The organism is Microbulbifer hydrolyticus, assembly GCF_009931115.1.
GTDB lineage: Bacteria > Pseudomonadota > Gammaproteobacteria > Pseudomonadales > Cellvibrionaceae > Microbulbifer > Microbulbifer hydrolyticus.
Genome location: NZ_CP047491.1, coordinates 4,181,303 through 4,202,250 on the forward strand (window position 1 = coordinate 4,181,303; position 20,948 = coordinate 4,202,250).

A 20,948-nucleotide genomic window follows, 5' to 3' on the forward strand; every position below is an offset into this window, starting at 1 on the left:
TTAGGGGTTTCTGACCAGGTCCATCACCGCGAGCGGCTTGTCGGCTTCCAGTACCAGTCCGAGGCTCATTTTTTCGAAGCTGCGGAACACCATCAGCACACCAGCGCGCTCGTCCGGCAGTTTCACGCTCTCGCGAGCCAGTCGGTCGCGCACGGTGGCACCGCGCTTGTAGATGGCGAGCACATGGCCGGGCTCCAGGCCTTCGCGCAGGCCGCGGTTGATCGCAACCACGTCGTACTTCGCAACCTGGGTGACACCCTCCTCCACGCCGAGGATAACGCCGTCCACCGGAACCGATGGCGCGCCGGGCTGGAACAGGGCAGCTATTGCCCGCTCCTCAACCGGCAGCAGGCGGTCCTGCAGGCGGATATCACGGCTGGTGCGGGTAACGTCCAGTGTGGCCACTGCGAATTCGGTGTTGGCGTTGTCCTCATCCAGCTGACGCAGGTCCACAGAGCCCACGTCCAGAGCCTGCTGGCCCAGTTCTTCACCCGTGTAGGGGTCCGCGTAGACCGGGCCCGGGCGATAAATGCCGTAGGAGGCCAGTGGCTCGCGGAAGTCGCCGCGGGCGTAAATCTTTTCGCCCGCGCCCATCAGAATGCGCTGGTCCTGCCCGGAGATCACATAAGGCACGCCCTGGAACGCGCCCGGACCGACGATGCGGGTGCGGGACAGGAAGGCATTGATGGCATCCAGCGGGATGGCGGGGATCGCGCTGCCGATAGGTTCGCGGCGTACCGCCGGGCCGAGGCGGTTGTTACTGGCCGGGCTCAGCTTGTAGGCAGTGGGTGCGCGCTCCAGCTCCAGGCGCGGCTGACCATCGATATACACGAGGTTCAGACGATCGCCGGGATAAATAAGGTGGGGGTTCTCTACCTGGGGGTTTACCTGCCAGATTTCCGGCCAGTACCAGGGCTGGGAGAGGAAAGTCCCGGAGATATCCCAGAGGGTGTCCCCCTTCTGCACGATGTAGGTGTCCGGGTGGTCGGGCTTGAGACGCGAGTCTTGCGCCTGCAGGCCAAAGGTCGCCAGCAAGGTTGCGGCGGCGGCCAGGATTATTTTTTTCATGGAAGCATTCCTATGCTTTTTTATCGCTAACGCTGGAGGCCTAAGTGTCTGCTGAATCTGTCTGCGGCTATCGCTGCGGGTTTATATCGCTATAATCTCACAGCGCTGGACCGGTGGCGGCTTACGTCGCCGGGGTGGAGGAGCGAAAAGGGCGCCATATGGCGACCTTTATGGCTGTATAGCCATCACGCGGAAAGAGCCCCCCAATTCAGCAAATTTCAAGCGCGATCATTATGTTATCAGCGCAAGTTCCACTAAGACTAGAAGTTTGTCACAGGTGTTATGGCCAAACTGGAAATACTGGAATTCCCCGATCCCCGTCTGCGCAAGGTTGCGGAGTCCGTCACCGAGGTGACGGATGCGCACCGCGCGCTGATCGATGACATGTTCGAGACGATGTATGAGGCGCCGGGCGTGGGCCTGGCGGCGACGCAGGTCAATGTGCACGAGCGCATTGTGGTGATCGATGTGTCGGAGGATCAGAGCGAGCCGCTGGTGCTGATCAACCCCGAGGTTGAGGTGCTGGATGCGGAAATTCACAAGTATGATGAGGGCTGCCTGTCGGTGCCCGGGTTCTACGAGACGGTACAGCGACCACGCAAGATCCGCCTCAAGGCGCTGGACCGCAACGGCGAGGCCTACGCGGTAGAGGCCGAGGGACTGCTGGCGGTGTGCATCCAGCACGAGATCGATCACCTGGATGGCAAGCTGTTTGTGGATTACATCTCGCCACTGAAGCGCAACCGTATTCGCTCCAAGCTGGAAAAAGCCCACCGTCAGCGGGCCTGATCTTTGTGGTTCTTTTGCGGGTCCCGTGGCGGCTAAGCACTGGCTACCTGTTTTCAGAACCGCTGTGAATACATCCCTGTACGCTGCGTCGGCGACGTCCCTGTCGCCGACGCTTCTGAAAACAGGTACCCAGCACTTAGCCTTCAATTCTGCCTGCAGGACTTCGCTGATAGTCCACATTCTCACTACCGAAGAATTTTCATGAGCCTGAATATCATCTTTGCCGGCACCCCCGACTTTGCCGCCATACACCTGCAGACCCTGCTCGATAGCGAACACAAGGTGATCGCCGTCTACAGCCAGCCAGACCGCCCCGCCGGTCGCGGCAAGAAACTACTGGCAAGCCCGGTGAAACAGCTGGCGCTGGAACACGGGATTCCGGTGTACCAGCCGCTGTCCCTGCGCGATGAAAACGCCCAGAAAGAGCTGGCGGCATTGAACCCCGATGTGATGGTGGTAGTGGCCTACGGGCTGATCCTGCCGCAGGCGGTACTGGATACGCCGCGCCTGGGCTGTGTGAATGTGCACGCCTCTTTATTACCGCGCTGGCGCGGTGCCGCGCCGATCCAGCGGGCGGTGGAGGCCGGCGACGCCGAGAGTGGTGTGGCGATCATGCAGATGGAAGCCGGGCTGGATACCGGGCCGGTGCTGGTTGAGGCGCGCACGCGCATTGCCGCGAACGAGACCGGCGGCAGCCTGCACGACAAGCTTGCCGGGCTCGGTGGTCCGGCATTGCTGGAGGCGCTGACGCTACTGGAAAGTGGCACCGCGCAACCGCAAGTGCAGGATGATGCGCTGGCCAATTACGCGGGCAAGATTAGTAAAGAAGAAGCGCGACTGGACTGGGCGCGTCCAGCGGCTGAACTCGAGCGGTTGGTTCGCGCATTCAACCCGTTTCCGGTGTGCTGGACCGAGTATCTCGATAGCAAGGGCAAGCCGCAGCGCTTGCGGGTATATGCGGCCAGGCACGAGCAGGGTTGCCATACCGATGTGCCGGGGACGGTTCTCTCCGCCGACGACGAGGGCGTTCTGGTGGCCTGCGGGCGCGAGGCGTTGCGCCTGACTCAACTACAATTGCCGGGCAAGAAGGCGCTGCCGGTGGCGGAAATCCTCAAGGGCTACCGCGAACTGTTCCAACCCGGCACCCAGCTAGGCCAGAGCCATGAGTGATTCAGCGAAGAACTCCGCGAAGGACGCCCGCGCCCTCGCCGCCCGCGTCATCGCGCGCCTGTACCAGGACCGCGGCTCACTGCAGCGGCTTCTGCCCTGGGCGGAGAAGCAGGTGGATGAAAAGGACCGTGCCCTGTTACGGGAACTCTGTTACGGCACCGCGCGGTTTGCGCCACGATTGGAGCTGATCCTCGGCAAACTGTCGAAAAAACCCGTAAAAGATGAAGAGCTCGCCGCGCTGATGCTGGTGGGCCTGTACCAGCTCGAGTACACCCGAATCCCCGACCACGCCGCCATCGGCGCCACGGTGGAAGCCGCCCGCGCGCTCAAGCTGGGCCATGCCACCGGGGTAGTGAACGGCGTATTGCGCAACGCCCTGCGCAATAAGGAAACACTCACTCGCAAGCTTTCCGGCAACCCCCAGTTCAGCTCCGCACACCCGGAGTGGCTACAACAGGCCATCAAGGCCGCCTGGGGCACGGAAGCGCGGACCCTGTTCAATGCCAATAATGAAAACCCGCCCATGACCCTGCGGGTGAACCTGTCGAAAACCAGTCGCGACGACTACCTCGGGCAACTGAACGACGCGGGCATCCCCGCCGAGCCCTGTGAAATTTCCCAGGCCGGACTGGTACTGGAAAGCCCCGTCGCCGTCGCCCGCCTGCCCGGTTTCGAAGACGGCCTCGTCAGCGTACAGGACCAGTCCGCCCAGCTCGCCGGCCCGTTACTGGACCCGCAGCCCGGCGAAAAAATACTCGATGCCTGCGCCGCCCCCGGCGGCAAAACCTGCCATCTGCTCGAAATTCAACCGGATCTCGACCTCAGCGCCCTCGATATTGAAGAAGAGCGCCTCGACCGCGTGATCGAAAACCTCGAGCGCCTCGGTGTGGGCGCGCAGATCATCTGTGCCGACGCCGCCGAACCGGAACACTGGTGGGATGGCGCGCCCTTTGACCGCATCCTCCTCGACGCCCCCTGCTCGGCCACCGGCGTCATCCGCCGCAACCCGGACATCAAACTGCTGCGCCGCCCAGAGGACATCCCCGAACTGGCCGAGCTGCAGGGCAAAATCCTGCGCGCAATGTGGCGCCTGTTAAAACCTGGCGGCACCCTCCTCTACGCTACCTGTTCCATACTCCCAGAGGAAAACAGCGCTCAAGTGGCGCGCTTCATTGCGGAGACACCGGATGCGAGGGACAATACGCCGCAATTGCTGAACGAACAGCCCTGGGGGCTGCCGCAGGATGCGGGCATGCAACTGCTTCCCGGCATTCACGCGGGCGACGGTTTCTACTACGCAAAGCTGGAAAAAGCCCAGTAAGGCCCTTTCCGCTTACGAAGCAAATACGTACAAATTGAAGCCCGGTTAGCGGGTGTAGGTTTTCAGGAGCGTCGCAAACAGGACGTTTGCGCTGCAGCGCCCAGGGATGGGTTCACCGCGGTCCTGAAAACCTACACCCGGTGCTTGGGCGCCGCCGCATTAGCAACAGAGCTTCTGCGGACTTGGCGTAAAGGCCAATCAATAAAAGGCCAGTATTTCGCATATGAAAATCATTATTCTCGGCGCCGGCCAGGTCGGTGGATCACTGGCGGAAAGTCTCGCTTCGGAACGCAACGATATTGTTCTGGTAGACAGCGACGAGAAGACCCTGCGCGAGTTGCGCGACCGCATCGACATCGGTGTGGTCGTCGGCCACGCCTCACACCCGGACATCCTGAAGGAAGCCGGCATCGAAGATGCCGACATACTGGTTGCCGTCACCAACAATGACGAAACCAACATGGCCGCCTGCCAGATCGCCCACTCCCTGTTCCGGGTCACCACCAAAATCGCCCGCGTGCGCGCCTCCGCCTACCTGCAATACCCCGAGCTGTTCTCCACCGAGTCCATCCCCATCGACGTACTCATCAGCCCGGAACAGATCGTCTCCGAATACATCTCCCGGCTGATCGAACACCCAGGTGCCCTGCAGGTACTCGACTTCGCCGACGGCCGCGTCCAGCTCGTCGCCGTGCGCGCGGTTCAGGGTGGGCCACTGGTCGGCCACCAGCTGCGCTACCTGCGCGAACACATGCCCAAGGTCGACACCCGGGTGGCTGCGATTTACCGGCGCAACAGTCCCATCATTCCCCAGGGCAGCACCGTCATCGAAGCCGGCGACGAAGTGTTTTTCATCGCCGCCAGGCAGGATATCCGTGCGGTAATGAGCGAGCTGCGTCGACTCGAGCAGGGCTACAAGCGAATCACCATCGCCGGCGGCGGCAATATTGGCCTGCGCCTCGCACACAAACTGGAAAACCGCTACTCGGTGAAAATCATCGAGCAGGATCACGACCGCTGCATCTTCCTCTCGGAAGAGCTCAGCAACAGCATCGTGCTCCATGGCAGCGCCTCCGACCAGGACCTGCTGCTGGAGGAGAATATCGAAGATACCGACGTATTCCTCGCACTGACCAACGACGACGAGGCCAATATCATGTCCTCGCTGCTGGCCAAACGGCTCGGTACCCGCAAGGTCATGACCCTGATCAATAACCGCGCCTACGTCGATCTGGTACAGGGAGGTGAAATCGATATCGCCATTTCGCCCCAGCAAAACACCATTGGCAGTCTGCTCACCCATGTGCGACGGGGCGATATGGTCAATGTCCACCAGCTGCGCCGCGGCGCCGCCGAGGCGATCGAGGTAATCGCCCACGGCGACAAGCGCACGTCCAAAGTGGTGGGAAGAAAAATTGAAGATATCGATCTGCCCGAAGGCGCGAGTATCGGCGCGATCGTCCGCGAAAGTGAGGGCGGGAGTCAGGTGCTGATCGCCCACGACAACATTATCGTGGAGACCGACGATCACGTGATCGTGTTCCTGGTTGACCGCCGCCACACTCGCCACGTGGAGCAATTGTTCCAGGTCGGCTTCAGCTTTTTCTGATGGCGGGAACCCGATAAATGCGATTTGCGGTCATAGCTCGAGTATTCGGCATCCTGCTCACAGTGTTCAGCCTGACATTGCTGCCGCCGATCGGTGTATCCCTGTGGTATGAGGACGGCACCCACATTGCGTTTACCGTCGCCTTCGCCATCACCCTGCTGACCGGGCTGTTTATGTGGCTGCCGGTGCACGACCTGAAACAGGATCTGCGCACCCGCGACGGCTTCGTGGTGACCTCCCTGTTCTGGCTGATTCTCGGCAGCTTTGGTTCACTGCCCCTGATTATCAGCCCACAACCGGACCTGAGTGTGGTGGATTCAATTTTTGAATCCATCTCCGGACTTACCACCACCGGCGCCACCACCATTGTGGGCCTCGATACCCTGCCACCGGCGATACTCTATTATCGCCAGCAGCTGCAGTGGTTCGGTGGTATTGGTGTAATTGTCATCGCACTGGCGATCCTGCCCATGCTGGGGATCGGGGGTATGCAGCTGTACAAGGCGGAAATGCCCGGCCCGGTAAAAGACACCAAGCTTACACCGCGTATTGCGGAAACCGCCCGTGCGCTTTTTGTGATTTATATCGTTCTCACCATTCTGTGTGGTATCGGCTACTGGTGGGCGGGCATGACGGTATTTGATGCCGTGGGTCACGCATTCTCCACCGTCGCCAACGGCGGCTTCTCGACCCACGATGCCAGCATGGGATTTTATGCCCACAACACGGCCATCATGGCGATCGCGATCATTTTCATGCTTACCGCAGCAATCAACTTCGGCCTGCACTTTTACGCCTTGAGCAGCCGCACAGTGAACCACTACTGGAAAGATTCAGAATTCCGGTTTTATGTAATGGTCACTCTCGCCGCATGTGGAATCATTATCGGCTACCTGTATATGTCCGGCACCTTCGATATGCGCGGCAGTATCCTGCACGGCATCTTCCAGGTGGTTTCCATCGGCACCACGGCGGGCTTCGGCTCGGAAAGCTTTGCTCTGTGGCCCGCATTCCTGCCCTATATCCTGCTGCTGCTTGGCATCATGGGTGCCTGTGCCGGTTCCACGTCCGGGGGCATCAAGGCGGTGCGGGTAATGCTGATTGTGAAGTCGGGACTGCGGGAGCTGAACCGGCTGGTACACCCCAATGCGGTGGTACCCATCAAGGTAAACCGGAAAATTGTACCGTCGCGAGTTACCGATGCGGTGTGGGGGTTTTTCGCGATTTATATCCTGTCGTTCTTCGTACTCACCATTATCGTGATGGCAACGGGTGAGGATTTCGTCACCTCCTTTTCAACGGTTGCTTCCTGCCTGAGTAATATCGGCCCGGCCCTGGGCGATGCGGCGGCGCACTACGCCGAGGTCAACGAGGTAGCGAAAGCGTTTTTGATTCTGGCGATGCTGATGGGACGCCTGGAAATCTTTACCCTGTTGGTACTACTGACTCCGGCTTTCTGGCGACACTGACACGTTTACGGGTTGGTAATCACTGGCTACACGATGGTGTCTTCTCGCTCGCGGATGATATCCCAGTAGCGCGGCAAAAATTTTATCAGTACCCACACTTCCAGCAGACAACCGATCACGGTCAGCGCATCCAGGGTGTGATCAAACACCACGGTCGCACCAGAAGCTTTCGAAAACATCTCGATCGCCAGCTGCTTCGCGAACCCCATTCCAAGTACCACAAATGCCAGCGCCATAGCGGCTTTCGACAGCAACCCGGGGATAACCCGAACCGGTCTTTTCAGCCACCAAAACAACACCGGAAATACGCTCAGCTGGATCGAGAAACGCAGTACCACCAGCAGCGTGTAGGCGGAATTGATCGCATCCAAGTGCCACAGTAACGGTATCAGACTGCATACAAATATCCTGTCGGCTACCGGGTCGAGCAGTGCCCCGAATCGCGAGTCCCAGCCAAAACGCTTGGCCAGGAATCCGTCCAGTAGATCGGTCACCGCACAGTAACCAAAGACGACTAGCGCCCACAGGTTTTCCTGGCTTAGTGACAACCAGAAAATAATTGGAATCGACAATACCCTCGAGATGGAGAGCAGGTTCGGCAGGTGACGCCAGGGGGAATGCGGCGCCAGGTTCGCAGCGGCTGAACCGGCGCCCGTTTTTCTGGTCATGGTGATTGAACGGCTAGGTCTCGGGCGTTTTACCCGCAACCTGCGGGCTCTAACAAACATAGACCATCAGGCTGAGGCCATCAGCAGAAACCGATGCGCCGGCAATCCCGCGGTTATTTGCGGTAGATCCCGCTTTTACCCTCAGGGATCCGTCGGAAGCGTTTGTACTCCCACTGATACTGCTCCGGTGCCTCGGCAATGCAGGATTCAACGCCACGATTCAGTGCCGCCAGTGACACCTTTACTTCATCGCTGTAGATCGCCTGTTCTGCGGGCAGCAAAACCAGCTCAAAGCCGCCCGCCACGCGCTTGGCAAACCCAAACACCACCTTGCAGCCAGTGCGCTGGATCAGGTTGTACGCGAGCGTCATGGTCAGGGTGGGATGTCCGAAGAACGGGGCAAAATCCCCACCGGACAGGTCCGGTTCCTGGTCGGGCAGAACTCCCACAATGCCGCCATCCCTCAGCGCCTTGAGCAGTGCGCGCACGCCGCGCACATTGGTCGGTACCAGCTTCGCGCCGGTTTTTTCACGACCTTCGCGGATCAGTGGATCCAGCGCTTCAATCTTCGGGGGTGCGTAAAGGCTGGTGGTCGGGCCGACCGTGGCCAGGTACTGGCCGAAGATTTCCCAGTTACCGATATGGGGCGCAAGTACCAGAACGCCGCGGCCTTCATCCACGCCGCCGGTCAGCAGCTGCTGATTGCGCACTCGTGTAATCTGGTCTTCGGCGTGGCTCCAGGGCTTGCGCCACAGAGTGGCCATTTCAAAGCCGGTGGTCACCGTGTTCAGCACACTGGTACGGGCCAGTGATTCACGCTCTTTTGCCGACATTTCCGGATAACAGCGTGCCAGGTTGATACGACTGATACGCAGCGCGTCGCCACTGGTAGAGACCACACCGTAGCCGGCCAGTTTACCCAGGCGACGAGACCAGCTCAGTGGCAGGCTGCCGATCAGCTTCAGTGCGCCCGCTGACAATTGCCCTTTGATATCCAAGCGTTACATCCTTCTGTACGGGGCCGGGACCCCGGAAACTCATTTGAGCTTCAAATTCTTAGCAGTATGGCCGTTTTATGGCCATCATTTCCCCGCGCGCTGTTTAGCGCGCAACCCGCTGCCGCTATAATTGCGCCCCTTGTCTTTTCACCCAGCTGAAACCGGAGATTGTGGTGTCCGAGCAACAAACCAGCAGTTCTGCCTCCGCGCAGGACCTGAGCACCTTCCAGGGACTGATTTTTACCCTGCAAGAATACTGGGCGCGCCAAGGGTGCGTCATTCTACAGCCTCTGGATATGGAAGTGGGCGCCGGCACCTTTCATCCTGCAACCTTCCTGCGCGCCATTGGACCGGAAACCTGGAATGCCGCCTACGTGCAGCCTTGCCGCCGCCCTACTGACGGCCGCTACGGTGAAAACCCCAACCGCCTGCAGCATTACTATCAGTACCAGGTGGTAATGAAGCCATCGCCAAGCAATATCCAGGACCTGTACCTGGACAGCCTTCGCGCCCTGGGCATCGACCCGGCGGTACACGATATCCGTTTCGTCGAGGACAACTGGGAGTCCCCTACCCTCGGCGCCTGGGGCCTCGGATGGGAGGTGTGGCTGAACGGGATGGAAGTCACCCAGTTCACCTACTTCCAGCAGGTCGGCGGCCTCGAGTGCTACCCGGTTACCGGTGAGATCACCTACGGTATCGAGCGCATTGCCATGTATCTGCAGGGCGTCGAATCCATCTACGACCTGGTGTGGACACGCAATGCGGACGGCACCCCGGTGACCTATGGCGACGTTTTCCACCAGAACGAAGTGGAAATGTCCCACTACAACTTTGAGCACGCCGACGTCGAATTCCTGTTCGCGACATTTGACCACTGCGAGCGCGACAGCCAGCGCCTGATCGAACTGGGTCTGCCACTGCCGGCCTACGAACAGGTGATGAAAGCCTCCCACGCCTTCAACCTGTTGGACGCGCGCCACGCGATTTCCGTCACCGAGCGCCAGCGTTTCATCCTGCGCGTACGCACCCTCGCCCGTGCCGTGGCACAGGCGTATTTTGACGCGCGCAAGGCACTTGGCTTCCCGATGGCCGACGACAAGGTCCGCAACGAGGTGCTTGCCCAGGCTGAAAAAGCCGAAGGCAAGGGCAAAGCGAAGAAGGAGAAGAAGTAATGGCTCAGGATTTTCTGGTTGAGCTGGGCACTGAAGAACTGCCCCCCAAAGCCCTGCACACCCTGATGCAGGCCTTCGCCGACGGTATCGAACAGGGGCTGAAAGAGGCCGAACTCGAGTTTGGTGCGGTCAAGGCCTACGCCAGTCCGCGCCGCCTTGCGGTCATCGTGGCCGACCTGGCAGAACAGCAGAAGGACAAACAGGTCGAGAAGCACGGCCCCGCAGTGGCCGCCGCGTTTGATAAAGACGGCAACCCGACAAAAGCGGCACAGGGTTTTGCCCGCGGTGCCGGTGTAAGTGTCGATGAATTGTCTCGTGTGCAGACCGACAAGGGCGAGCGTCTTGCATTTATCAGCGAACAGAAAGGTGAAGCCACCAAAAACCTGCTTGGGGATATTGTCTCAACCTCGCTGGCGAAATTGCCGATTCCCAAGCGCATGCGCTGGGGCGCACGCAAGGAAGAGTTCGTACGCCCGGTGCACTGGTTGCTGATGCTGCTCGGCAACGATGTGGTCGATGCCGAGGTCCTCGGCCTGAAATCCGGCAATACCACCCGCGGTCACCGCTTCCACTGCAACCGCGAACTGACCGTCGCATCCGCAAATGACTATGTACAAAAGGTGCGCGACCCGGGATACGTGGTGGTGGACTTTGCCGAGCGCCGCGAGATTATCCGCGAGCAGGTACAGGCAGAAGCCAACAACGTAAATGGTGAGGCGGTTATCGACGATGACCTGCTGGATGAAGTTACCGCACTTGTGGAATGGCCGGCTGCGCTTACCGGTCGCTTTGAAAAGCGTTTTCTGGATGTCCCCGCCGAAGCACTGATCTCCTCCATGAAGGAGCATCAGAAATATTTCCATGTGATCGATGACGACGGCAAGCTGATGCCATTCTTCATCACCGTTTCCAATATCGAAAGCACCGACGCCAAACAGGTGATCGAGGGCAATGAACGGGTGATCCGCCCGCGTCTGTCCGATGCGGCTTTCTTTTTTGACACCGACAAAAAAACCAGCCTCGAAGCGCGTCGGGAAAAACTCAAATCCATCGTGTTCCAGCAGAAGCTGGGCACGGTATACGACAAGACCGAACGCATGGCGAAACTGGCCGCGGCCATCGCCGAAAAGATTGGTGGCGATGCAGCACTGGCACAACGCGCCTCACAACTGTGCAAGTCCGACCTGGTCACCGAAATGGTGTTCGAGTTCGCGGATATGCAGGGTATTGCCGGCTATTACTATGCCGAGAATGACGGCGAACCGCTGGACGTTGCCAAAGCCATGTACGAGCAGTACATGCCGAAGTTTGCCGGCGATGCGTTGCCGGTAAGCGAGACCGGCACCATTGTCGCGCTCGCCGATCGTATCGATACGCTGGTGGGCATTTTCGGTATCGGCCAGCCGCCCAGTGGCTCCCGCGACCCGTTCGCCCTGCGCCGCGCCAGCCTGGGTGTACTGCGGATCCTGGTAGAAAAAAATATCGACCTGGATCTGCGTGAGCTGCTTACCCTCGCCCGCGACAGCTACCCGCGCACCGCACTGGCCGAATACGACAGCGTCGTGGAACAGACACTGGCGTACATGATCGAGCGCTTCCGCGCCCGCTATGAGGATGCTGGTATCAAGGCCGAGGTGTTCCTCGCCGTTTCCGCGCGCAAACTGTCGCGTCCGCTGGATATCGACAATCGTGTGAAAGCGGTACACAGCTTCACTCAGCTGCCAGAAGCGGAAGCCCTGGCCGCCGCAAACAAGCGCGTGTCGAATATTCTCGCCAAGCTGGACGGCCCCGCACCGAGCGAGGTGGATCAGGCCCTGCTGCAGGAGGATGCAGAAAAGGCACTGTACCTGGCGATCCGCGATGCCGAGGACGCGGTTGCCCCCCTGTATGCGGAAGCGCGCTTTGAAGAAGGCCTTGCCGGGCTTTCCGGCCTGCGGGAAACCGTCGACAACTTCTTCGATAGTGTGATGGTCATGGCCGATGATGAGCAATTGCGCAACAACCGCCTGGCACTGCTGTCTCAGCTGCGCGCACTGTTCCTGGAAGCTGCAGATATTTCCCTGTTGGCGCCAGCCAAGTAAGAGGCGCGCGCCATGGCCATCATCGTTCTCGACCGCGACGGCGTCATCAATCAGCACTCGGACAACCATATCCGCAGTGCGGACGAATGGCAGCCCATCGCCGATAGTATCGAGGCCATGGCGCAACTCAGCCAGGCGGGCCACCAGCTTGTGGTGGCCACCAACCAGAGCGGCCTCGCCATGGGCCTGTTCGATCTCGACGACCTGGAAGCCATGCATGCGAAAATGCGTGCGCTGGTAGAAGACGCGGGCGGTGAGATCGCCGCAATTTTTTACTGTCCCCACAGTGACGACGACAACTGCCGCTGTCGCAAGCCCGCAACCGGATTGCTCGACGCCATCGAAGCGGAATTCGACACCAGCCTGCACGATTGTTATTTCGTCGGCGACCGATTAAAGGATCTGCAGTGCGCGTTGGCAAAAGGGTGCAAACCAGTTCTGGTGAAGACCGGGTGTGGTGAGCGGACGCTGCTATCGCTGATCGAACACCCGGATCCGGATTTGATCACCACTGCGGTATTCGACGATCTATCCGCATTCACCAAGTTCCTACTGCAGTAACCCATACGGACGTACCAGTCATATTTCCGTTTTCACAAAAAGTTTTGCGACACTTTTGTGAACCCTCCAGCTTTTTTCTCGCGAAACAATCCGATTCGCGCCAGTGTATTGCCTCACACGTTTGGTTTCCGTAGAAACCAAATAGAGGGATCCAGTGCCGTGCGCTTCACGGAAGAATAACAACCGCACGACACGCTCCTGTCTGGATCAGAGGTTGACGGAACGACCTTGAAGTAAAGGGCTTGGCAATACTGGTTACCACCAAAGACATCCCCTTGTAATTCGCTCCGTCTCGATCTTTTCCGAAAATCTAACGGAATCACTGGCCACCAATTGCCAAAAGCAAACATCCGGGTGCCGGTTTATTTTTTACGGGGCAATATATGAGTTTTTTGCGTACACCCCGGTCTCGAACGAGACTGGTGGGGGGGAATGCATTCCGCATTTTTTTCTCGACGTTTTTTTCATCCCTACTTTTAACCACATCAGTTCCATCCTTGGCTTCCGCGCAAAGCGCAGTGCCCACGCCAGTAGAAGCACGAAAAAAAACCTATATCGTGCAACTCGCCGACAAACCATTGATTGCCTATGAAGGCAATATCCAGGGCCTGGCAGCGACCAAACCCACACGCAGTCACAAGCTGGATTTTTCCAGCAGCGCCATCAAGAACTACCGCGGCTTCCTCGCCGAACGCCGGCAACAGGCGCTGGATACTGTGCCCGGTGCGCGCAAGGTGCACGACTACCAGGTGGCCTTCAATGGCTTCGCCGCACAGATGACCGCAAAACAGGCCGAAGCATTGCGCAGTCGCAAAGATGTACTGGGAGTCTGGGAGGATCAGCTGATGAAGCCCCAGACCAATTCCACCTACCACTACCTGGGACTGGACAAGGCCCCCGGCCCCTGGCTTCTCGGCGCGACCGGTGAGGATGTGGTGATTGGTATAATAGATTCCGGCATTCACCCGGAGCATCCGAGCCTGGAAGACACCCGCACACCCAAGCGGGGCCATTTCGGCCGGCAGATAATTTACGACGCAGTACCAGACGGGTTTAACGGTAGCGGCTGTGAATTCGGCAACACCGAATTCAATCCCGCCGACCTGCCGTTCGAGTGCAACAACAAACTCATCAAGGCGCAGGCATTTTCCGACGGCTTCCTCTCCGTAAATACCCTCGCCGACTACGAGTTTCTCTCGGCGCGAGACGCAGACGGCCACGGCACCCATACCGCAACCACCGCGGCCGGTAATTATGGTGTCGAGGGCATTGTGAATGGAGAGGCCACCGGCACACTGAGTGGCGTTGCGCCACGCGCACGAGTCGCGGTGTACAAGGTTTGCTGGGATGCTCCCAATCCCGACGACAGTGGCTGTTTCTCGTCGGATTCAATGGCGGCCATCGATCAGGCGGTTGCCGATGGTGTTGACGTCATCAACTTTTCCGTGGGCGGTGCCAGTACCCTGTTCAATGGTCCCGATGATATCGCCTTCCTGTTCGCCGCCGATGCCGGTGTGTTTGTGGCGACCTCGGCGGGCAACTCTGGGCCGGGCGATGAAACCATTGGCACGCCGTCGGGTGTCCCCTGGATCACCGCGGTGGGTGCCACCGAGGACAACCAGAGCTTTGGTACCGGTCTCGAAGTCACTGCACCCTCCGGGCTAGCGGGCATTTTTGAGGGCCTGCAGGGCTCGGGCCCGGTACAGCTTTCCGATGCCGGCGCCATTTCTGCGGATGTGGTCAGTGCCGAACCGTTGGAGGCCTGTTCCCCGCTCACCAATGCGTCGGCCATGGAGGGGAAAATTGCGCTGGTCATTCGCGGCGCCTGCGCCTTTAGCGACAAGTACAACCAGGTGGCGGCCGCCGGCGCTCGCGCGATCGTGGTGTACAACGACGGTACCGCACCGGACCGCATCGACCCGATCACCATGTCCGCTCCGGATACCACCATTCCAGGCATCATGATCCGCCATCCGGACGGCGCCGCGCTGGCGTCGGCAGCAGGTACCAGCGGTAGCCTGAGTCCGGAGATCCAGGTTTCCCGCGACAATCGTATTGCTGGCTTCTCCTCCCGGGGTGCCAACGCGGGTGCGCCGGATATCATCAAGCCGGATATCGCCGCACCCGGGGTCGACATTATCGCCGGGATATCGCCGGTGGGCAGCGGCGATATCTTTGGTCGTCTGAGCGGCACCTCCATGGCCAGCCCGCACATCGCCGGAGTTTTTGCGCTGCTGAAGCAGGTACACCCGGAGTGGACGCCAGCGATGGCGCGCTCCGCGCTGATGACCACCGCACGCCAGAACATGAAGAAGTCCTTCGGCAACGAGGCGGCGGATCCGTTCGATATCGGTGCCGGCATGGTGCAACCGGCAAATGCATTTTTCCCCGGCCTTGTATATGACGCAGGCCTGTTGGACTACTTCGCCTTCCTGTGCGGTGCGGAAAAGCAGCCAACACTGTTGCCGGCATCGGACTGTGAAGCACTGCAGGGCTACGGATTTTCCACTGACTCGTCCGATCTCAACCTTCCTTCCATTGGTATTGCCGAACTCGTCGGTAGCCAGACCATTACCCGTCGAGTGACCAGTGTCGAGAAAGGTACCCGCTGGTACTGGGCTGAAGTGGATGCGCCTGCGGGCATCGACGTAGAGGTTTCACCCCGTATCCTCCGCTTGAAAGATGGTGAAACCGCAACCTACCAGGTGACCTTCACGGCCAGTGCCGACGCCGCGCTCGATGAGTGGGCTTTTGGCTCTCTAAGCTGGTCCCAGGGTTTCCGCAAGGTGCGCAGCCCTATCGCGGTGAAGCCCGTCGCGATTTCTGTCGCATCATCGGTCGCGGCCAATGGCACCAGTGGCAACCTCGAGGTTCCGCTCGCGTTCGGTTATGACGGAGCTTATGCCGCCTCCATGAATGGCCTGGCCGAGGGCTTGCCATTCCCCGGTGCGGTGGAAGATGGGGCAGATGACCTGATATTTTTCGAAGTGCCGGCGGGAACCAGCTTCAGCCGGATCGCGCTGTTCGATGCGGATGTAGGCGCGGGCGATGGATCCGATGACCTCGACCTGCAACTGCTTGGACCCGATGTTGCGGGTTGGCCCTTGGTGGGCTCCAGCGGCACACCCACTTCCGCAGAGCAGGTCGATATGGTGAATCCGACACCCGGCGTCTACGCCGTCTTCGTGGTCGACTATGCTTCTGCGCCGGGGCCCACACCCTACACCCTGTTCAATTTCAATTTGCAGGGTGACAGCAGCAATACACATGTGGATGGACCCGCCGCCGCAACCATCGGCACAACCGGGGTGCTCCGGCTCGATTGGTCCGGACTGAACACAGGTACCCGCGCACTTGGCATTATTCAGCACCAGCGAGGCAGTGAGGTTATTGGCACCACCGAAGTCCTGGTCAATACGCGCTGACGCGTAGCGCGGAATTCTATCCAGCCCGGCTGTCACTTCAGTCGGGCTTTTTTGTGCCCACAATCGGCTATGGTTATCCCACCTGTACCTGCTGGAGGTCGGCGCGATGCCGCATTTCCCGCTTGTATTCTGCACCCCAGCTACTAACAATGGCGCCCCCATCCAACCCGGAGCTCTGCCGTGCAACAACTTATTTTAAACCCCCGTGCCGAACGTCGCCTGAAGCTCGGGCACCTGTGGATTTACAGCAACGAGGTGGATACTGGCCGCAGCCCATTGAAGGGGATTGAGCCCGGGAGCCAGTGCGAGATTCTCGACAGCAAGGGTAAAAGCCTGGGCCACGCACTGGTGAATCCGAACCAGCTTATCTGTGCACGGCTGGTTTCACGCAAGGGCCCCTTTACCGGCAAACTGCTCAAGCGTCGGCTGGAGTCCGCACTTGCACTGCGTGGACGCTACTTCGCTCACCCCAGTTATCGCATGGTTTACGGGGACTCCGACGGTCTGCCCGGGCTGGTGGTAGACCGATTTGGCGATTACCTGGTGGTGCAAATCAGCAGCTGGGGTATGGAAAACCTGGTTGGGGAAATTGTTGATGCGCTGGTTGCGCTGGTACAGCCTGCGGGAATTTTACTGCGCAACGATCACCAGGGACGCAAGGTCGAGGAGCTGCCGGAACTGTGCGAGGTGGCCCATGGTGAGGTGCCGAAGATGGTGCCGTTTGAAGAAAATGGCGTGCCGTTACTGGCACCCGTTTACGACGGCCAGAAAACCGGCTGGTTCTACGATCATCGCGATAATCGCGCGCGCCTGAATCAGTGGGTAAAAGGCCAGCGCGTACTGGACCTGTTTTCCTATGCGGGCGGCTGGGGTGTGCAAGCACTTGCTCACGGCGCGTCAGAAGTTACGTGTGTCGATGCTTCAGGACAGGCACTCGACTGGTGCGAAGAGAACGCGGCGCTAAACAATCGCAAGGAGGACCTGATTACGGTTCAGGGCAAAGCGGTGGACGCGATGAAAGAGCTGATCGCCGAGGGCCAGCGCTACGATGCGATCGTGCTGGACCCGCCCGCTTTTATCAAACGCCGCAAGGACCAGAAGTCCGGCGAGGCGGCCTATCGGCATATCAACGAACTGGCTCTGCGCCTGCTCGAAAAGAACGGCCTTCTGGTCAGCGCGTCCTGCTCGATGCACCTGGAGTCAGACACCTTGCTGGAAATACTGCGGGGCGCGGGACGCCATCTGGATAAATCCATCAGCATTATCGGCAGCGGTGGTCAGGGCGCCGATCATCCAATTCACCCGGCGATTGCCGAGACCCGCTACCTGAAGGCGCACTTCGTGCACCTGTCCGGTCCCGGCAGTATCTAACCAGGGGCTAGCGGAACTTTTTGGGGCTCATGGGCAGCAAGCGTGAGTCCTCGAGCGCAGCGATCCGGTGTCCAAAACCAGCGAGATATTCCGGGTCCTGGGTAAATTCTGCAAACACCTGCTGTGATGGGTAGCGCACCAGCATGGCGAGATCCCACGACTCCTCGTCTGGGCCAACCAGGTACTGGCCGGCTTCTCCGAGAAAGATGACTTCGCCACCGCGACGGGCAAGAATTGGGCCCGAGTGGGCCATATATTTTTTGTAGGCTCGCGCACCCGAAACGATGTCATCCGGCGCGAGCTGTGGATGCTCACTGTAATCGGCAACGTCGCGAAACTTGAGCAGGTTCAGCATGACGACCTCCCCTTCAAGCTTGCGTTTCTCCAGTGCCTCGGCCGATTTTTTCGTGGGCTCCAGGTATCCGTTGGAAGATGTGTCTGCTTGTGTCATATGCGCTTGTCCCCAAGTAGGATTGTTGGCGGTCAACCTACCCGGGATCTTCCCACGGCCGCAGCGCCTTCCCCATGACATTTTTTACCCGGCCTCGCTGACCAATAACGCCTTTCGAACCCGTCGTTTCAGTGAGTGATTGCCGGCAAGGTGGACCATTCGCAGTGTGAATTATTCGAGTGGCGCAAGTGCGGGTTTGTTGCGGTAAGCCCGACAGCGCCGGGCTTTGTTTGCAGGTTACGGTTTAACGTTTCTTAGAAGCGATAGGTCATGCCGACAGAGGCAGTACGCGGGCGGTTGGCCCGGGCACCATCGGGCGCCCTGTTGATGATCGCCTGATCGTCCAACAGGTTATCGACCTTCAGGTAAGCGGCGAGCTCATTGCTGAAATCGTAGTGGGCGGCGGCATCCACAACCCACACGGACTCCGTGCGATCAAACTGGTCGGTGCCACCGCGGTTGCAGCTGGTATCCACACACATTTCGTCCTGGTAGGCCGCAGTCAGGTTCACCCGCCACTCGGCACCGCTGTCGATGCCGGTGGTTACGGCGAATACATTTTCCGGCAGGTAGGCAAAGTTGTCGCCGCGAGCCAGGCCTTCCGCGCCATTGCTGTCGATGTATTCGTCACCGTTTTTGCTGATCTCGGCATCCGTGTAGGTATAACTTGCGCTCAGCGGGAATGCCCACCCGTTCGCCAGTACCCACTCCGATCCCAGAGATACCTCGACGCCCTGGATTTCCGATTCGCCCAGCGCATAGGTGCCACTGTCATCGCCGTTGGCGCAGGGTATGGCGACGGAGCAGTTCTGTACGGCGCTTTCGTAGTCACTGTAGAAAGCGACCAGGGCCGCATTCAGGTCGCTGTTGTCAAAGCGCACGCCCCACTCATAGTTGGTGGAAAGGTCGCCCGCCTCACCTTTGCTGGCACCGGCGCCGGCAGGAGCGAAACCGCGGTGTACGCCGGCGAGTATGGTCAGCTGGTCGCTGATCGCGTAGGTAAGCCCAAGTCCCGGCAGCCATTCGTCCACCTTGTTCGACTTGCTGCTGCCTGCTTCGCTGCGATCGACATTGTTATAGCGCTGCTGCGCGGTCTGCACGTCCTCGTAACGGAGGCTGGCAGTCAGCGCCAATTTCTTCGTCAGTTGAACCTGGTCGTACACAAACAGGGAAGTTGCGTCGGCATCTTCCACCCGGTTGTTACTGGAGCTGGGATCACTGGTATTGCGGTAGATCAGCTCACCACTGACCTGACTGAAATTTTCCACGGGCTGAAAGCGGTCGACCTCATCCCAGTGGCGACGCACCCCAACCTGCAAGTCGTGTTCGATACCAACAGCCTCTAACAGTAAGTTTGCACTCACTTGCACGCCGCGCGAGACATAGTTGCGATCGTTGTGCTTGATGCCGAAATCGTAATCTTCGTCGCCCTGGAGAACCGCCTGCGCAAAGGTATCGCCGTCGTTGGCATCGGATATCAAACCACCAAGGCCAACCTTGAACCAGTCACGTTTGAACTTGTTGTAGTAGGCCTGCGTATCGAGGCTGAAGCCGTCGCCGAGTGCAATGCTGTGGTTAAGCTGCACTGTGCTGTGGCGGTTCTGCATTTCATCCAGGGCACTGATGCCATAGCGACGGTTGGGGTCGGCGGCGAAGTCGGCATCTGACAATCCCAGATAGCTCATGCCGGACTCTTCTTCGGAGTACTGCACTTTCACATCGAGTTGCTGCGCAAAGGCAGCGCCCTCGGCGGATTTGAGCCGGCCCTTTAACAGGTAGTCTTGCTTGGCAATATCAGCACTGCCGGCGCGATCGATATCACGGAAGCCATCGGCCTGCTGCTGGTGGGTCTCAAGCAACCATCCGCTGGTCTCGGTGCTGCTTCCATAGTAGGTATGCAGACGGTTTTCACCGTACTGGCCCGCTTCCAGCTGGATGCTGCCGGCGCTGGCTTCAGGAATTGGCGTGCTCAGCAGGTTCACAGCCCCGCCGACAGTGAACGGCCCGTATTTCAGCGTGGCCGGACCTTTGAGGACTTCAATGCTATTCATCCGACCCGCGGTCGGGAAGTAGTAGGCTTCAGGGGCCGAGTACGGCGCAGGGGCAATCAGTACACCATCTTCCATCAGGCTAACCTTGCCCGAGCGACCGCCGTCCGCACCACGAATGCCGATGTTCGGGCGCAGTCCATAGCCGTCTTCTTCCCGCAGATAGACACCCGGCACGCTGCGCATCATGCGGTTGATGTCGACAAACTCGAATTTTTCGAGTTCTTCGTTGGTCACCAGATGGGCGGACCCCGGTAGTTTTTTCAGCTGCACCATAGCGCCGAGCACCGAGACCGTTTCCAGCACTTCCGGCTGTTCGGCTGCAGTCGTCACGGGTGTAGCGAGGCTTGCCGCGAGGGCAAGCGAAATGGGGGTCAGGGAAAAGCGGCGCATGGGCCCTCCGTAGTCCAATTTGTTCTGCTATCGATTTTGATAATGAGAGTGATTATATTTTATAGCAACTTTAATGTCTCGAGGGATTTCGCGGTTTATGGGGCACGGGCGTGAAATTTGGAGCACACGATATCGGAGCCTAGGATTGCCAGTTACATCTATTTGGTCGGTGGAGAGCTCATGCTGAGACCGCTACAGGAATCCGATATAGAACGCCTTTCGCAACTGTGGCTTCATTTGGCCTGTACCAGCCACCCCAGCGTTCCCGTGAAGTTTTGGGTGGACCAGGCCAAGGCGCTGAGGGGGCAGCTCACTGCCCAGTACCGAGCCAGTAAGGCACAACCAGGACAG

The 20,948-nt window shown here is 59.2% G+C and carries 15 protein-coding genes; 10 read left to right on the forward strand and 5 right to left on the reverse strand.

Annotation, left to right across the window (positions count from 1 at the left end):
- Entirely contained in the window at positions 1–1,068 is a 1,068-nt protein-coding gene (locus tag GTQ55_RS17645; protein WP_161859915.1) for a LysM peptidoglycan-binding domain-containing protein, read from the reverse strand.
- 282 nt (positions 1,069–1,350) lie between these two features.
- Here GTQ55_RS17645 and def point away from each other — a divergent pair, with 282 nt between their 5' ends.
- The 5 genes from def to GTQ55_RS17670 all read left to right on the forward strand — a co-directional run bounded on the left by def (position 1,351) and on the right by GTQ55_RS17670 (position 7,426).
- Positions 1,351–1,857: a peptide deformylase gene (def, locus tag GTQ55_RS17650; RefSeq protein WP_161859916.1), complete on the forward strand. Its 507-nt coding sequence runs from the start codon at positions 1,351–1,353 to the stop codon at positions 1,855–1,857.
- Positions 1,858–2,058: 201 nt separating this feature from the next.
- Positions 2,059–3,027, forward strand: a complete 969-nt coding sequence (gene fmt, locus GTQ55_RS17655; protein ID WP_161859917.1) for a methionyl-tRNA formyltransferase — start codon at positions 2,059–2,061, stop codon at positions 3,025–3,027.
- Positions 3,020–4,348 carry a 16S rRNA (cytosine(967)-C(5))-methyltransferase RsmB gene (rsmB, locus tag GTQ55_RS17660; RefSeq protein ID WP_161859918.1) on the forward strand — a complete coding sequence of 443 codons (1,329 nt, stop codon included), beginning with the start codon at positions 3,020–3,022 and terminating at the stop codon, positions 4,346–4,348. Before fmt ends, rsmB begins: the two co-directional genes overlap by 8 nt.
- Before the next feature lie 223 nt (positions 4,349–4,571).
- Positions 4,572–5,957: a Trk system potassium transporter TrkA gene (trkA, locus tag GTQ55_RS17665; RefSeq protein WP_161859919.1), complete on the forward strand. Its 1,386-nt coding sequence runs from the start codon at positions 4,572–4,574 to the stop codon at positions 5,955–5,957.
- Between the two features lie 17 nt (positions 5,958–5,974).
- Positions 5,975–7,426, forward strand: a complete 1,452-nt coding sequence (locus GTQ55_RS17670) for a TrkH family potassium uptake protein (protein ID WP_161859920.1) — start codon at positions 5,975–5,977, stop codon at positions 7,424–7,426.
- A gap of 26 nt (positions 7,427–7,452) precedes the next feature.
- Here GTQ55_RS17670 and GTQ55_RS17675 read toward each other — a convergent pair whose 3' ends face one another.
- Positions 7,453–8,094: a CDP-alcohol phosphatidyltransferase family protein gene (locus tag GTQ55_RS17675; RefSeq protein ID WP_161859921.1), complete on the reverse strand. Its 642-nt coding sequence runs from the start codon at positions 8,092–8,094 to the stop codon at positions 7,453–7,455.
- A 113-nt stretch (positions 8,095–8,207) separates the two neighbouring features.
- Positions 8,208–9,092, reverse strand: a complete 885-nt coding sequence (locus GTQ55_RS17680; RefSeq protein WP_161859922.1) for a lysophospholipid acyltransferase family protein — start codon at positions 9,090–9,092, stop codon at positions 8,208–8,210.
- A gap of 173 nt (positions 9,093–9,265) precedes the next feature.
- On the opposite strand from GTQ55_RS17680, the gene glyQ reads away from it, so the two are divergent.
- The 5 genes from glyQ to GTQ55_RS17705 all read left to right on the forward strand — a co-directional run bounded on the left by glyQ (position 9,266) and on the right by GTQ55_RS17705 (position 17,705).
- Positions 9,266–10,267, forward strand: coding sequence for a glycine--tRNA ligase subunit alpha (glyQ, locus tag GTQ55_RS17685; RefSeq protein WP_161859923.1), 1,002 nt, complete (start codon positions 9,266–9,268; stop codon positions 10,265–10,267).
- Positions 10,267–12,348: a glycine--tRNA ligase subunit beta gene (glyS, locus tag GTQ55_RS17690; protein WP_161859924.1), complete on the forward strand. Its 2,082-nt coding sequence runs from the start codon at positions 10,267–10,269 to the stop codon at positions 12,346–12,348. Before glyQ ends, glyS begins: the two co-directional genes overlap by 1 nt.
- Positions 12,349–12,360: 12 nt before the next feature.
- The gene (gene gmhB, locus GTQ55_RS17695) at positions 12,361–12,909 is read left to right on the forward strand and encodes a D-glycero-beta-D-manno-heptose 1,7-bisphosphate 7-phosphatase (RefSeq protein WP_161859925.1); all 549 of its coding nucleotides are present in this window, start codon (positions 12,361–12,363) and stop codon (positions 12,907–12,909) included.
- Positions 12,910–13,406: 497 nt separating this feature from the next.
- Positions 13,407–16,334, forward strand: a complete 2,928-nt coding sequence (locus GTQ55_RS17700) for a S8 family serine peptidase (protein WP_237567748.1) — start codon at positions 13,407–13,409, stop codon at positions 16,332–16,334.
- Between the two features lie 180 nt (positions 16,335–16,514).
- On the forward strand, positions 16,515–17,705 hold the full coding sequence (locus tag GTQ55_RS17705) for a class I SAM-dependent rRNA methyltransferase (RefSeq protein WP_161859927.1): 1,191 nt from the start codon (positions 16,515–16,517) through the stop codon (positions 17,703–17,705).
- A gap of 7 nt (positions 17,706–17,712) precedes the next feature.
- On the opposite strand, the gene GTQ55_RS17710 is transcribed toward GTQ55_RS17705, so the two are convergent.
- On the reverse strand, positions 17,713–18,156 hold the full coding sequence (locus GTQ55_RS17710; protein WP_161859928.1) for a DUF1330 domain-containing protein: 444 nt from the start codon (positions 18,154–18,156) through the stop codon (positions 17,713–17,715).
- A gap of 254 nt (positions 18,157–18,410) precedes the next feature.
- Positions 18,411–20,597, reverse strand: a complete 2,187-nt coding sequence (locus GTQ55_RS17715; protein ID WP_161859929.1) for a TonB-dependent receptor family protein — start codon at positions 20,595–20,597, stop codon at positions 18,411–18,413.
- Positions 20,598–20,948: the final 351 nt, after the last annotated feature.

Excerpts from the sequence above, each read along its gene's own strand:
- fmt (WP_161859917.1), top strand. The coding sequence starts at position 2,059 with ATGAGCCTGAATATCATCTTTGCCGGCACCCCCGACTTTGCCGCCATA.
- def (WP_161859916.1), top strand. The coding sequence starts at position 1,351 with ATGGCCAAACTGGAAATACTGGAATTCCCCGATCCCCGTCTGCGCAAG.
- GTQ55_RS17670 (WP_161859920.1), top strand. The coding sequence starts at position 5,975 with ATGCGATTTGCGGTCATAGCTCGAGTATTCGGCATCCTGCTCACAGTG.
- GTQ55_RS17715 (WP_161859929.1), bottom strand. The coding sequence starts at position 20,597 with ATGCGCCGCTTTTCCCTGACCCCCATTTCGCTTGCCCTCGCGGCAAGC.
- GTQ55_RS17675 (WP_161859921.1), bottom strand. The coding sequence starts at position 8,094 with ATGACCAGAAAAACGGGCGCCGGTTCAGCCGCTGCGAACCTGGCGCCG.
- rsmB (WP_161859918.1), top strand. The coding sequence starts at position 3,020 with ATGAGTGATTCAGCGAAGAACTCCGCGAAGGACGCCCGCGCCCTCGCC.
- gmhB (WP_161859925.1), top strand. The coding sequence starts at position 12,361 with ATGGCCATCATCGTTCTCGACCGCGACGGCGTCATCAATCAGCACTCG.
- GTQ55_RS17710 (WP_161859928.1), bottom strand. The coding sequence starts at position 18,156 with ATGACACAAGCAGACACATCTTCCAACGGATACCTGGAGCCCACGAAA.
- glyS (WP_161859924.1), top strand. The coding sequence starts at position 10,267 with ATGGCTCAGGATTTTCTGGTTGAGCTGGGCACTGAAGAACTGCCCCCC.
- trkA (WP_161859919.1), top strand. The coding sequence starts at position 4,572 with ATGAAAATCATTATTCTCGGCGCCGGCCAGGTCGGTGGATCACTGGCG.
- GTQ55_RS17645 (WP_161859915.1), bottom strand. The coding sequence starts at position 1,068 with ATGAAAAAAATAATCCTGGCCGCCGCCGCAACCTTGCTGGCGACCTTT.